Below are 13,627 nucleotides of genomic sequence, written 5' to 3'. Positions count from 1 at the left end.
TTAAAATGGCCGCAGTAATAAAAACAACCCATCCGGGCGCCTGCCCGCACGATTGCCCCGACACCTGTGCCATGGTGTTTGAAGTCGAGAACGGGAAACTGGCCGGCGTCACGGGCAATGCCGGGCACCCGATGACGCGCGGCGGCCTGTGCGTCAAATTAAAGGATTACGAAAAACGCCATTACCACCCCGAACGCGTACTGTATCCGCTGCGCCGCACCGGTCCCAAGGGCAGCAAACAGTTCGAGCGCATCAGCTGGGATGAAGCGCTAGCTGAAATCGTCAGCCGCTGGCAAGCCATCATTGCCGAATACGGCGCCGAGGCGATCATCCCCTACAGTTATCTGGGCCATCAGGGCCTTGTCCATGGCCTGAACGGCGGCGATGCCTTCTTCAACCGACTGGGCGCCACGGTTTGCGAACGCACGTTCTGCGGCGAAGGTTCGGCGACAGCCTGGCTGCTGACCAACGGCCCGAGCGGCGGACTGGACCCGGAAAGTTTCGTCCATGCCAAATACATCGTGATCTGGGCCTGCAACAGCGTCAGCACCAACCTGCATCACTGGCATTTTGTCGTGGAAGCGCGAAAGCGAGGCGCCAAGGTCGTGGTCATCGATGCCTATGCGTCGAAGACCGCCAAGCAGGCCGACTGGCATATCGCGCCCCGGCCCGGCACCGACGGCGCCCTGGCCATGGCCATGATCCACACCATCATCGAAGAAGGCCTGATCGACCGGGACTATGTCGCCAACTACACCGTCGGCTACGAGGAACTGGCTGAACGGGCCAGGACGCGCACGCCGGAATGGGCCGCCGAAATCACCGGCATCGCGGCCGAGGACATCCGGACGCTGGCGCGCGAATACGCGACCACGAAACCGGCCGCCATGCGCATCGGCGTCGCCCTCGAACGCCATTACGGCGGCGGCCAGACCATCCGCGCCGTCTGCTGCCTGCCGGCCCTGACCGGTGCCTGGCGCGATGTCGGCGGCGGCATCTACCAGATGCCGGTGTGGGAGCATCCCTACAAATTCGACCAGATCTGCCGCCCGGACCTCATCCCCAAGGGCACGCGCGTGGTCAACAATCTTCAGATCGGCCGCGCGCTGACCGGCGAACTGCCGCTGGACCCGCCGATCAAATCCATGATGTGCTGGAATTCCAACCCCGTGACCCAGGCGCCGGAGACCGACAAGATCGTCCAGGGGCTGCTGCGCGAGGATCTGTTCCTGGTCTCGGCCGAGCATTTCATCTCCGACACGGCCGCCTATGCCGACATCATCCTGCCGGCGTCAATGGGCGCCGAAATGGAGGACATCATTTTGTCCTGGGGTCATTTCTATCTGACCTACAATGCCAAGTGCGTGGAATCGCCCGGCGAAGCCGTGCCGAACAACGAAATCTTCCGGCGCCTGGCCGCGCGCCTGGGCTTTGAGGAGGAACAGTTCAAATGGTCCGACGCGGAATGTCTCGAACACTATATCGACTGGAATTCACCGGCCTGCGAGGGCATTGACCTGGCCTACCTGCGCAAGCACGGCTACGCGCGCCTGAAGATCGGCGCGCCCGATACGCGCGCGCCGCACAGAGAAGGCAATTTCCCGACGCCGTCAGGCAAGTGCGAATTCAAGTCCGAGTCCGCCGCCCGCGGCAATTTCGTGGCCGGACCTTTCCGGCAGATGTATGACAGCTTCCAGCCCGGCGAATCGCTCGATACCCTGCCCGACTACGTGCCGTCCCGGGAAACCGCCGCGACCAACCCGGAGCTGGCCAGAAAATACCCGTTGAATATTATTTCGCCGAAAAGCCACGGCTTTTTGAACTCCTGCTATGCCAACATGGAACAGAAAATCCGCGGCCAGGGCGAGCAGTTCGTACTGATCAATGCCGTGGATGCCGACGAGCGCGGCATCAAGGACGGCGACAAGGTTCGCGTCTTCAACGACCGGGGCGGCTTCGAGGGCGACGCCCGCATCACCGACGACGTCAATCCCGGCATCGTCGTCGCCACGCTGGGCTATTGGCGGCAATTGAACAAAGGCACGGTCAACATCATCAGCTCGGCCGAGTTCGTCAACATGGGCCATGCCCCGACGTTTTCGGATAACCTGGTGCAGGTGGAAGCCGTGGCGCATTAAATTCTGATGTTACGCACGGGCGGTTTCATCCCGTTTGCCGCGCCGAGCACCGGAGCTTTCGCCGAGACAAATCGGCAGGATAGCCGATTTGCATGCATCGCACCCAAAGGGCGAGGCACAGGGATGTGCCGAGTGAGCAGCCCGAAGGGGCGCTTCATGGATGAAGCGCGTTGCCAAAGGGACAGGAGTCCCTTTTGGCAACCCTCGGCGAAAGCGAGGAGCACAGGGAGCAAGCGGCAACGGGCGGCCTGCTGACTCGTGCCATCCAGGCACTCACGCTGCGCGTGCTTCGCATCCAAATCTGCTCCAGGCAGATTTGTCTTTGGTTACTTTCTTTTGGCCGCGCAAAGACAAATTCGCCAGGAGCGAATTTGGTCAGCTTTAGCTGACCCGAAGGGAGAAGCCCAAGGATGGGCTTCTCAGCGTAACTCGCCTTCGGGTGCGATAAACCCGATTCAAATAATCGTCGCGCTAGCGACACTTTATTAAATCAAACTAACTTCAACTGACCGCGTAACATCAGTTAAATTTATAGTAGACATGAACCGCGAAGAGCACGAAGTTCACGGAGAAAAGTCCTAGTAAAAAACCAGGGTCTTATGCGGCTTGCCTGTTCAACCGCCGAAACAAGCGGTATTAAAACCTGTGGGGGCGACTGAAGTCGCCCCCACAGGCGTGCGTCAGTCCCGAAATTTCTTGTTTCTGTGCTCCTCGCGGTTTAAATTCACAACATGCGAGACTTAGACAAAATCTTTGAGGCACTCTCAAAGTCGGCCTTCCGCCGCAAATTCCACCTCCAGGGCAAGGACCTCGTTTATCTGCGGACCAAAGGCCTGCCCACGATCATCGATCACGCCCGGGACTTCATCGCCAAACGCCTGGCCCCGGCCGTGATTGCCAATGACGGCAAACAAACCCCATTCCGGGGGCACCCCGTTTTTGTCGCCCAGCATGCGACCGCCTGCTGCTGCCGCGGCTGCCTGGAAAAATGGCACAGAATCCCGAAAGGCCGCCCCCTAACGCCGGAACAGGAAGCTTACATCATCAACGTACTTGAGCGCTGGCTTCGGGATGAAATGGAAAAGTCATCCTGAATCCGTCTGGCGGCCATTTTCATCCCACTCCCGCTCATAGTAGTCAGTCAATTTAATAGGCTCACGCAGTTTGCCTGTTCATCCGCCGAAACAAGCGGGTTTAAAACCTGTGGGGGCGACTGAAGTCGCCCCCACAGGCTTGCGTAAGTCCTGTTTAATTAATTATGACGGATAAATTGTAGGTGCGAATTCACTTGTGCCCTGCAAGGGTATTCGCACTATTCGCACTGTGCGGATACCCTGAAGGGCACAAGTACCCATAGGGCATAAATAAATCCGCACCTGCACCGGAAATCCATCCACGCACTTGAGGAAAATGTTTTATGCGCGTTCCTGAGCTGTTGCTCGTAGGTAATGGCGCGAATGGACAGTCAGTCAAAATGATGAATAATCGCATCAACCAGCGAATCCGGCGTCTTGCCGACAAATGAATTGACAAGAACTACAAGCCTGCGAGTATTTTGAAAAGGAGACGCCCATGTTCAATTTACTGTGTTCAGCCCGCATCCTGCTTATTGCCAGCCTGTTTTCTCAGACGATAAGCACCGGTTTCGGCGCCGAAGCTAGCGGCTGCAAACCCGGCAGCGGTTATGTTCTTTATGCCAACGATCACAGCCAGAGCGATGATTCCAGCAATCTTTACGTGCTTAACCTTTACCTGCGAAATACTGAGCTGGCCTATCCTCTGAACCTGGGCGAAACCGGCATCAGGGAAATGACCGATATCGCTTTTCTCCCCGATGGCAAACTATTCGGCGTGACATTCACCCGGCTGGTCGCCATCGATACCGTTACCAGACAAGGCGAGTTTGTCGGCGACATTATCGGCGAGGCGTATTTGAGCGAGGAGCGCTGGATCAATGCCCTGGCGGCAAGTGTCGACGGCCAGTTATACGCCGCGACGCGGGATGGCGAGCTGCTCACGATTGATACTGAAACCGGACAAGGCAACAAAGTGGGCGTTTACGGGAATGACCTGGGCTCATCGGGCGACCTGGTTTTCCTGCCGAACGGAACCTTGTACGGCACCGCCAGGCAGCTCAATACGCTTGAGGAAGCGACCGACTTGCTGATCCGGATCGATCCGCATTCGGGTCAGGCCGAGATCATCGGCGATATCGGCTTCAAACAAGTATTCAGCCTGGCGGTCGGTCCCCGGGATGAACTTTTAGGCGTCGCGGACGGGAACGGCCAGCCCCTGCTGATCAAAATCAACAAACACAATGGCAAAGGCAGGCTCATTGCGCCCCTACCCGATACCGACGGCATGTGGGGCATGATCGCGCGCGATCTGTGCGCTGATCATCGATGAAAACTTCAGCAAGAGAGAAACCGCAATGGTCTTGATCGAAGCCGAAAGCGTGCAATACGAATTAGCCTGAATATTTCACCACGAAGGACACGAAGCACACGAAGGCTTAGCAATTCAATTACTTGCAAATATTTCATAATGAGTTCATGAAGTTATCGGTGAGCATTAATAATGCCATGATGGCGGCGGAAGCGTTTACCGGCTATGAGCCAATTTCATCCGCCCTGCTGCATTCGGAGCTCTTTCGCTGATCTTTATATCTTTAAGCAGCATCGAATATTGAACCTGAGCAATAAAAACCCTGTCTCTTATAGTGCGGTTTTAAGATACGGTGTCTTTCATTTGGTTTTAACTTAACGTGAAGTGCGACTATGAAACATTACTCCTTATTGATTGTTGGACTTGTGCTTTTTTCTGCAACAGCGCCAGCCCTTGAAAAAGCCAGCCCTATCCAGATGGCTGAAGTGAATCAACGCCAGAAGCAACTGGTGCCCTATTCCCCTGACAAAACCCTACAGACGTTTACCAAAACCGTTCATGGCGGCGTACAGCATGTTGTCGCCAAGTCGGCGGACGATACCCGCGAAATCAAATCGATCCAGGCCTATTTGCAAAAACTGGCCAATGACTTCAGAAAGGGCGATTTTTCCGTGACGGAACAAATGCACGGCCCCGATATGCCAGGTCTCGCCCTATTAAAAAAGGCGGACACCGACGACATACAATTTAAATATGAAGCCTTGGAGAACGGTGCTCAGATTCATTATTCCACTGAATATCCCCAGTATGTCCAGGCGCTCCACGAATGGTTCGATGCCCAGATAAGCGAGCACGGCAACGATGTCGTACCGGAACACATCCAGCACCATTCAACGCCGGCGGAATAATTTGCAGCCGTTTTAAACAATCCTGACCGGCTGAGTAACAAACTGCCGGCCAGGATTGTTTGGCAATCTTGGCGCGCAGCCGGTAAATTCTGGCCGATAACGAAGAACAAGGTTTTATTGGTGCTTGACGGTAATCATCCTATAAACTAGCGGACCTGGATAATTACCTGAATCAAGCAGATGAACCAAACAAATAGAACAAACGCCCTGATCCTGGGGTTATCGTTTTTTTTGGGCCTGACCGCGCTCGGATACCTTCTGGGCCAGGCCGCCATCGATTTTAAGGAATATGAACGCAGCGTTACCGTTAAAGGGTTATCCGAGCGGGAACTGCCAGCGGATGTCGTGATTTGGCCAATCGTTTTCACCGAGAGCGGCAACGACCTCAGCGCCCTGTATAACTCGATCGAAGCCGCGAAAAAAAGCATCGAGGAATTTCTGGTGTCCAAGGGCATCACGGCGGCCGAGATATCCCATTCCCTGCCCTCGATTACCGACAAATCGGCCCAGCAATACGGTAACGGCCAAAAGGCCGAGTTCCGGTATGCGGCTATCCAGACGGTCACGGTCTATTCATCGAATGTTTCCACCGTCCGTCAAGCCATGAATGAACTGTCCGAACTAGGCAAACGCGGCATCGCCTTTACCGGCGAGGGCTATCAAAACCAGACCGAATATCTTTTCACCGATCTGAATAAAATCAAGCCGGAAATGATCCAGGAAACCACGACGAAGGCGAGAGAAGTGGCGCTCAAATTCGCTGAAGACTCCAACAGCAGGCTGGGCAAGATAAAAAAAGCCTCCCAGGGACAGTTCTCCATAGAGCCTAGAGACAAAAACAATCCGCATATCAAGAAAATCCGAGTGGTATCCACCGTGGAGTATTACTTGTCCGATTAAGCCGCCTTCCGACGCGGCCTCAAGTGCCGCGGTCATTGTCGGCGATGGAACGCTATTGCATCGTCGACAGTCATTGGGACATACAGGATAAGGAGCCAAACATGAAACAAAGCGTCGACCCATCGCTGGCGTTCTCCCTGATCCGGGATGACCTGCCGTTTCGGCTCCAGCGCCGCGTGGGGCTGATTCCCGAACAGGGATTGGGCATCATGCGGCGGGTGGTGTTTTTCACCGTGCTCACTTGGCTGCCGATCGTCATTTGGGCTTTGCTGACTGACCGGATACTGTCCGGCACCGTGGATGATCCGCTGCTGCGGCACTTCGGTGTGCATGTGCGTTTTCTGCTCGCCGTACCGCTGTTCATAGCGGGCGAAGGCATAGCACACCAGACGAGCACGATGCTGATTCCCTATTTTCTGAGCTCCGGCGTGGTGCCGGCCGCCCAGAAACAGAATTTCGCCGACATCATCGGGGATCTGACCCGCCTGCGCGACAGCTCCCTGCCCTGGCTTGCGATCATCGCGCTCATCGTTATCTGGACCGCCTTGGACACGGCCGCCGGCGGATTTGAATTCGAACATGAAGTCAACTGGGCCGCCATCGGCGACCATCTCGGATTTGGCGGCTGGTGGTTCATCTATGTAAGCCGCCCTGTTTTCGTCGCCTTCCTGGCGGCCTGGCTTTGGCGCCTGTTCCTGATATTCGTGCTGCTTAAACGCATCGCCCGGCTCGACCTCGACATCGTGCCCACCCATCCGGACAGTGCCGGCGGCCTGGGTTTCCTGGAACACTTGCCGAAGGCGTTCAGCCTGTTCGCCTTCGCCGTTTCGGCCGTGCTGTCGTCGCGCCTGGCTCATCAGGTCCTGTATCACGGAGCCGACGTTCAGTCCTTAAAGACCCTGCTCACGGTTTTTCTGATCGCTCTCGTCGGCATTTGCCTGGCACCGCTGCTGATGTTTTTCCGGCCGCTTGTTATCGCCAGGCGCCGCGCCTTGCTGGAATACGGCATCCTGGTCGGTGACCACGGGCGCCTGGTGCGCCGGCGCTGGATTCTGGGCGAAACTGAAGTTGACGATTCGATTCTGCAGGCGCCGGAACTCGGGCCGGTAGCCGACACTCTGTCCCTTTATCAGGCGGTCAGGAAGATGCGCCTGGTACCGATAGGCAAGACCTCATTGTTCGTCATCGCGATCCCGGCCCTGATTCCCATCATCGCCTTGTTCTCCATCCAGATCCCGATCAAGGACGTGCTGATGAGGATCATCGCCACCCTCCTCTAACAGACTATAACCGGGCATGAATCAGGCGGCGTTGGCGCCAATTACCCGGAACAATGACGGGCTTGGAAATCATTCAAATGAATTATGCATCGGAAAAAAATATCAAATTTGCATGATCAACCATAGAGAGGATAAAGCTGATGGATACGAATCGCTATACACGCGGCCAGGAAACACTCTCAAGCATTCATGGGTCTATCGGCGAAGGCGTTATGGATGCACTTAAGGATATTGCGCCCGACCTGGCGCGCTATATCATCGAATTTCCCTACGGCGACATTTATTCACGCGGTGTTCTGTCGCTTAAAGAACGTGAAATAGCTACCATTGCATCGCTTACGACGCTGGGTAATGCAACTACTGAATTAAGGGCGCATATTCAAGGCGGACTCAATGTCGGGTGCAGTCGCGGGGAGATTGTCGAAGTAATCCTGCAAATGGCCGTTTTTGCTGGATTTCCTGCCGCCATCAATGCCATTCTGGTAGCCAAGGACGTTTTCGTGGAGCTCGATAAAAAACAGGCCGCCTCAAATAACAAAACCAATTAAATAACCGATGTTTCCGACCAACCGGGCCTTCCGCAAATGCGACTTGACAGCATTTGCGGAAGGCGGCCAGAAATTGCCCGAAGGCCTGGAAAGGCTCTCATCGGGCTATTTGAACAACAAGGTTATTTCATCGTCGGCCTAATGTAACCGCTATCCAATTTTCTATTGGAATCTTGAGCATATTGAGCCGCCCTATTAGCCGCGGCTTCCGCGGCTTCGGCACTTGCCGTCGCCTCAGCCGCCGAAGCTTGCGCGCTGGCCGCATCGGATGATATCTGAGAAATTTTAGAATTCAAGTCATCGATTTGCGACTGTATATTGCCAGTAGTCGAGCAAGCCGCAATCATACTGAAAACCAGGGTAAGCATTGATAATTTTATTATTTTTTTCATACATTTCCCCTTACTGAAGATTAACGTTAATAAAATTTTATCTATTAAACAGTTTTAATGTTTTCCTCGTTCAGCGCCTGTCTTTACCAATTTCTCTCGTCAATAGCATTTAAAAACAATAAACCAATGATTTTAATGCTTTTTTTTGGCAAACATTGGATAAGCTTAATTCAACAAAGTTTCATCCAATAACCCGATTATGCTTAATCTGAGTTATTTAAATACACTTTTATTTTGAAAACTTAATGCGGGCTTGCCCAAAGGATTTCAGGATATTTTATAAACTGATGTTACGCATGGGCCGTTTTTATCCTGCCTGCCGCGCTGGCGATAGGTTGTTAAACCGATCTTTATTCAACTGACAGTGACCTCATCGCCTGAATGTTCATGCACGCGTAGGTGCGAATTTATTCGCACTAAACTGAATAGCAAGCGTTTCGGGTCGAATGAATTCGACCCTACAGTTGAATTCAAATAACCACCGCGCTGGAGGTACTTTGTTAAACCTGTCTTAATTCAACTAATGCGTAACATCAGTTATAAAGTAATAATATATTCCATAAAATACTATCCCTATCGCCACTAAACATCAGACAAGTATCAAGGATAATTTCACTGATTAAGGCTATTGATGCGGATTGTCGTTGCAATCCTTTTTTCGGGATCAAACGGCAAACCTCACCTGATAGCATTTACCGACAAGCGTTTAATCCCGCCCTGTTTGACAAAGTGAAACAGCGGCGCGCCCGCTGCTGGACTCAGTGTTTCCGATCGCTTTTTCAGCCATCATTATCACAATCTGCCGACATCAAGGGGATGAGGATAATTCGCCGATACACTTTCTCATGGTATTTGCCCAGATGATTCAGCGCTTTATCGAAAGAAATTAACTGGTTGCTCCTGAACCAGGCTGGCTGCTATTCATAACCGGCCCCATTCTCGGGAAAGAACTCCGGCGGGGTCTTCTGCCAGCGGTAGCCGTAGCGAGCCAGGTTGTAGCCGGTATCGAACAAGACGTTCATCACCTGCTTGTTGAATTCATCGCTCCGGTTCGTATCCAGTTCATCGGGAATATGGGCCAAATTGAAATCGAGCCCGTCCCGTTGGGTGATGACGTAAATGCGGTAGATATCTCCGACGCCCTGGGCCTTGATGAGCGAAGCGACAGAGCGTGGGGCGATGGAACGCATAACCGGCTTCACGGCAAGCCAATTGGATTTGATTCGCGTGTTGCGGATAACGAAGACCCGCGGTTTTCGGAGGGGCTGGTCATATCCCAATATTTTCCTGCCAGCCGGCAAGTTCAACATAGGACCGTAGAGAAACACCTGATTGGTCACGCCTCCGTCGACATGCATTTCGTCATAGCTATTCCCACCGGCTTCGACCGGAATATAAACCGGCGGAAAAGCTACCGGCACAGCGGCGGATGCAATCATGATCTTACGGAACAGTTCGAGCGCATCAGAACGGCCCGACGCCGCGATGGCGCCCATGTTCCAGATCACGGGACGCTGGGCGTCGAGGGCGGTAGTGCCGATATAGAGCCGCCGCCCCTTGAGATGCTCGGCGGCGATGTCCTTGAGCATCTTCTCGTCGATATATTCCGTGGTGAGCTTGGCGAGAGGATCATTCAGAGCGATGGCGTCCGTCTGCACCATACCGAAGAAGGATTTCAGCTTGAAAATGTCCTTCGAAGAAATAGTCGTGTACACCTTCTTCAACTTATCGTCATAGGCCGGCCCTAAAAACGCGAACGGCGCGGTCAATGCCCCCGTGCTGATGCCGGTAACCAGCTTAAAGCTCGGGCGGTTGCCGGTGGCAGACCAGCCACACAGCATTCCCGCACCGAAAGCGCCATCCCCGCCGCCGCCTGAGATCGCCAGGATGTCGACAGTTTCGCCCTCCCGGAACAGGCCGCTTCGCTGTTCCTGACGTAAGGATTCGATCAAGTCCTTCTGGAATACCGGGCTGAATTCATCGCCCCAGGCCCGCACTTCCGGCATGCCCGGCATCCGGACCAGCGCCTCGACCTGCTGCGGCGGCGGAGAATGGGGCCGGAGGGCCGCGCAGCCGGACAATGTCATAATCAAGACCCAATGCACCGGTAAAGCAATCAATTTGATCATTGCAAAACTCCTTAAAATCCAGTGCCACCGATAGCATGACAGTCTTGCTTCAATACTTCGGCACCAATGCCTTGAATCAACCACGTCGACCTTTACCAATAGCCTGTCAGCCCGATGAACGGCCCGTTTATGGTGACGTTGGTTTCAATGAGACGTTTTTTCAAGTCCAGGCGCAGAGCTCTATAGCCCGCTTCCAACGAGGCAGGTACACCGAACAAAGTGGTGCGATAGCCGATCATGCCCATTACGGAGCCAGCGAATTCGATGTCGTCCACGCCAAAGCCGCCGCCGTTGCCGTCCACCAGCACGAACCATTCCGGGCTGAATTCCACCGTGAACCGCCCGCCGATGAGCGGACTGGTGAGGCTCTCGCTGGACGAGGCTTTGCCTACACCCCTGAACTCAACCTGGTTGTCCAGCCAGATGGTCCGCCCGCCTGCATAGACTTCGAGCCCATTGGACCGCGTCTTTTCCGTCCAGCGCCCGACTTGTTCCGCCGCCGGCGCGCCGAACAGCCGGTACATGACCCCGTACTCCATGACTCCCAGTTGGCTCGACAAGCCCTTGCTGATTCCCTGGTCGAATCTGGGCTCAAAATCCAGATCCATGTAATTGCCATCCACATACAACCCCAGCCGTTCGTAATGGGCTTCGAGCCTGCCCATAAAAGCCAGCGGGAAGTTCCTTAGCTCTTCGGCAATATCGATAAAGCTGGTATCGACCGACTTGCTAAACCGGCCTGCGGAGAAGTCGCCGTCCACGCCGGGCAGCCAGCCGTACAGCGTGAGATTGAAAGCCCAGGGATTTTTGACGGCGCCCTCCTCAGCAGCCTCGGACGTCGCCGCCAAGGCTGCTGCGAGCATTATCAGGGTTTTGAAAAACGTGAAAAAACAGGTTTTTATAGTCATGGAAGGTGTCCTTTTTTCGAATGGTCTTGTTTTCCTGGGCTGTCAGGCTACGGAGCGATAAATGAGCATCAGTCATCCGGTTAGATCCAACCCTGTTCTCTGAATTTCATCCTCAGTTGATCGGCGATTTCACTGGCGGTCGCTTGAGCGGCGTCCTTGATCGTCGGCGGGTCTTTCCTTTCTCTTTTTAAGTTCGACGTGCCGCCCGTGACAAGATCAAGAGGACTTCCGGTCGCGGCAAGGGTTGTAAAATCTGCCAGACTATACGGTACCTTCTCGCTCCCGGCCCCGGTCAGTCCCGTTTCAAGCCGGCGCTGCCCCTGATCCGCCCCCAGATAGCCTTCGACTATTGTTCTCAGATCAGCCGTCTCAGAGCTGAACCCAACCAGCATACGCTCGCCGGCGCTGTCCTGATCGATGGAAACGAAGTACCCCCTGATCACCAGGTCACCGGGCTGCGGCGCCAGTTGGCTCCCAGCCCGTACGGCAGGCAGTCCCATATTCTGGATCTCCGCCACCAGATTCAGTGCAACTTGAGCGCCCAATGTACGGCCTGTCTCGATCTGCCCAGCCGTTTGCGGCACCAGGTACCCAGCGATTCGGCCGGCGAGATCGGATTCGGGCGGGACATCGGTGGACGTCGCGGCAAAGTCATGAACAATGATGCGGTCGGGCCGGTCGATCTCTTCGCCCATGTACGGCTGGCGTGCAGCCACAGGGAGGCCGGATGCGCATCCGACCAGAACGGTCAGGGCAAATAAACTTGGCACAGTAAGGTTAAGCCGTCTCATGACAATCCTCCAGTGACAGATTAAATGCAATGAACTGAAAAAAGGGCTAGGGACATTGCCCCGGCCCGATCACAGGGTTATAGGACCTACGCATGCCTGTGGGGGCGACTTCGCCTACTGTTGGTAGGCGCCTATGTCCAAGCGACAAGTCGCCCCCACATTTTTAAAACGGCTTTAGATCGCCCAATCCTACTTTCTACCGGTAGCAGAAGCGCTAAATACGCAGGTCCAGAGGTATAAATTTCAATTCGTTTCTGCAGAGGGTAATTCCTTCCCGCTCGGGTTATCTAGCGTGGCTCTGGCACGGGCACATAAATGACGCCGCTGTTGCTATAAGCCTGGGTATACCAGGTGGAGCCGCACTGATAATAAGTCACACCGACAACAACCTTGGTGGTGGCAGCGCAAGGCAGACTCGCATAGCCCGAGGGCGGAGGGGCGGTCTGGACCACTATCGTGGATGGCTCGGCATACTGCTCCGATGATTCGCCCGCCGCATAGCCGCCGACAGCGCCCAGCGCCGCCGCGCCGATCGCCACGGCCGCGACTTCGCCGTCGTCCCAGTCGTCATGGTCATAGTAATAGCCTGACGGCGGATAATAGCCTGAAGGTGGATAGTAACCACGAGGATAAGACTGCGCGGCTTGTTGCCGTCTGTCCTGCGCCTGTTGCTGCTGAGCTTGACGGCTCTGCTGTGCCTCTTGTCCGTATTGCTGGCGGCTCTGTTGCGCTTGTTGTCCATATTGTTGCCGGCTTTGCTGCGTCTGTTGTCCGTATTGTTGCCGGCTCTGCTGCAATTGCTGCCTGTCGTATTGCGGGGGGCTCTGCTGTAATTGCTGCCGTCTCTGTTGCGCTGAGCCGGCGTAAGCCTGGCGGGATGCAGCGCCTGTCCTGCCGCCCTGATAGCTTGAACCGCGCGACGCGAAGCTGCCGCTAGCCGCCGCCCCGCTTCGGGAGAAACCGCCCCCTCCAGCCCGGGCAACGCCTCCGCCGCCACGACCACGGGCGACAGCATCATCCACGGACCCTATCAGTAAAATGATGGTGGCCATAGCAACTGCAACGAATATTGAAGGTCTGATGTTCATTTCTGTCCTCCGGTTTGTTCCGGGGCCGCTCCTTTCTGAAGCGCGACCTGGGGTAACTGCGCAAGAAAGGGATTGAAACCTCGCTAGTACTCAGTCAACCTTGTTCTGACGAGTAAAATTTGCAGAGCATTCATAGCGTGCGAATAGTGCGAATGAATTC

The 13,627-nt window shown here is 54.8% G+C and carries 12 protein-coding genes; 7 read left to right on the top strand and 5 right to left on the bottom strand.

The window, feature by feature from the left end; translation table 11 throughout:
- Window positions 1-5: 5 nt before the first annotated feature.
- The 7 genes from EK22_RS11490 (at window position 6) to EK22_RS11460 (ending at window position 8,159) form a co-directional block, all read left to right on the top strand.
- The gene (locus EK22_RS11490) at window positions 6-2,138 is read left to right on the top strand and encodes a molybdopterin-containing oxidoreductase family protein (RefSeq protein ID WP_036251063.1); all 2,133 of its coding nucleotides are present in this window, start codon (window positions 6-8) and stop codon (window positions 2,136-2,138) included.
- Between the two features lie 731 nt (window positions 2,139-2,869).
- Window positions 2,870-3,232, top strand: coding sequence for a DUF4186 domain-containing protein (locus EK22_RS11485; RefSeq protein WP_020161449.1), 363 nt, complete (start codon window positions 2,870-2,872; stop codon window positions 3,230-3,232).
- A 478-nt stretch (window positions 3,233-3,710) separates the two neighbouring features.
- A complete protein-coding gene (locus EK22_RS11480) occupies window positions 3,711-4,544 on the top strand; it encodes an SMP-30/gluconolactonase/LRE family protein (protein WP_036251061.1) in 834 nt (277 codons plus the stop codon).
- A gap of 371 nt (window positions 4,545-4,915) precedes the next feature.
- Window positions 4,916-5,431: a hypothetical protein gene (locus EK22_RS11475; protein ID WP_036251058.1), complete on the top strand. Its 516-nt coding sequence runs from the start codon at window positions 4,916-4,918 to the stop codon at window positions 5,429-5,431.
- Between the two features lie 180 nt (window positions 5,432-5,611).
- Window positions 5,612-6,331, top strand: coding sequence for an SIMPL domain-containing protein (locus EK22_RS11470; protein ID WP_036251055.1), 720 nt, complete (start codon window positions 5,612-5,614; stop codon window positions 6,329-6,331).
- Between the two features lie 101 nt (window positions 6,332-6,432).
- Window positions 6,433-7,611 carry a hypothetical protein gene (locus tag EK22_RS11465; protein ID WP_036251207.1) on the top strand — a complete coding sequence of 393 codons (1,179 nt, stop codon included), beginning with the start codon at window positions 6,433-6,435 and terminating at the stop codon, window positions 7,609-7,611.
- 140 nt (window positions 7,612-7,751) lie between these two features.
- Window positions 7,752-8,159 carry a carboxymuconolactone decarboxylase family protein gene (locus EK22_RS11460; protein ID WP_036251052.1) on the top strand — a complete coding sequence of 136 codons (408 nt, stop codon included), beginning with the start codon at window positions 7,752-7,754 and terminating at the stop codon, window positions 8,157-8,159.
- Window positions 8,160-8,281: 122 nt separating this feature from the next.
- Here the strand turns inward: EK22_RS11460 and EK22_RS11455 are convergent, their stop codons facing one another.
- The 5 genes from EK22_RS11455 to EK22_RS11435 all read right to left on the bottom strand — a co-directional run bounded on the left by EK22_RS11455 (window position 8,282) and on the right by EK22_RS11435 (window position 13,467).
- Window positions 8,282-8,551, bottom strand: coding sequence for an Lpp/OprI family alanine-zipper lipoprotein (locus EK22_RS11455; RefSeq protein WP_020161457.1), 270 nt, complete (start codon window positions 8,549-8,551; stop codon window positions 8,282-8,284).
- 917 nt (window positions 8,552-9,468) lie between these two features.
- A complete protein-coding gene (locus EK22_RS11450) occupies window positions 9,469-10,680 on the bottom strand; it encodes a patatin-like phospholipase family protein (RefSeq protein ID WP_051961860.1) in 1,212 nt (403 codons plus the stop codon).
- A gap of 92 nt (window positions 10,681-10,772) precedes the next feature.
- Entirely contained in the window at window positions 10,773-11,588 is an 816-nt protein-coding gene (locus tag EK22_RS11445) for a porin family protein (RefSeq protein WP_036251051.1), read from the bottom strand.
- 80 nt (window positions 11,589-11,668) lie between these two features.
- Window positions 11,669-12,379, bottom strand: a complete 711-nt coding sequence (locus tag EK22_RS11440) for a DUF4410 domain-containing protein (protein WP_081917857.1) — start codon at window positions 12,377-12,379, stop codon at window positions 11,669-11,671.
- Between the two features lie 287 nt (window positions 12,380-12,666).
- Window positions 12,667-13,467 carry a hypothetical protein gene (locus EK22_RS11435; protein WP_152565081.1) on the bottom strand — a complete coding sequence of 267 codons (801 nt, stop codon included), beginning with the start codon at window positions 13,465-13,467 and terminating at the stop codon, window positions 12,667-12,669.
- Window positions 13,468-13,627 lie beyond the last annotated feature (160 nt).

This window comes from Methylobacter sp. BBA5.1 (assembly GCF_000746145.1).
In the GTDB taxonomy this organism is placed as follows: Bacteria; Pseudomonadota; Gammaproteobacteria; order Methylococcales; family Methylomonadaceae; genus Methylobacter; species Methylobacter marinus.
Note: the sequence above shows the minus strand (reverse complement) of the source record. Positions and strands in the feature narration are given on the sequence as shown.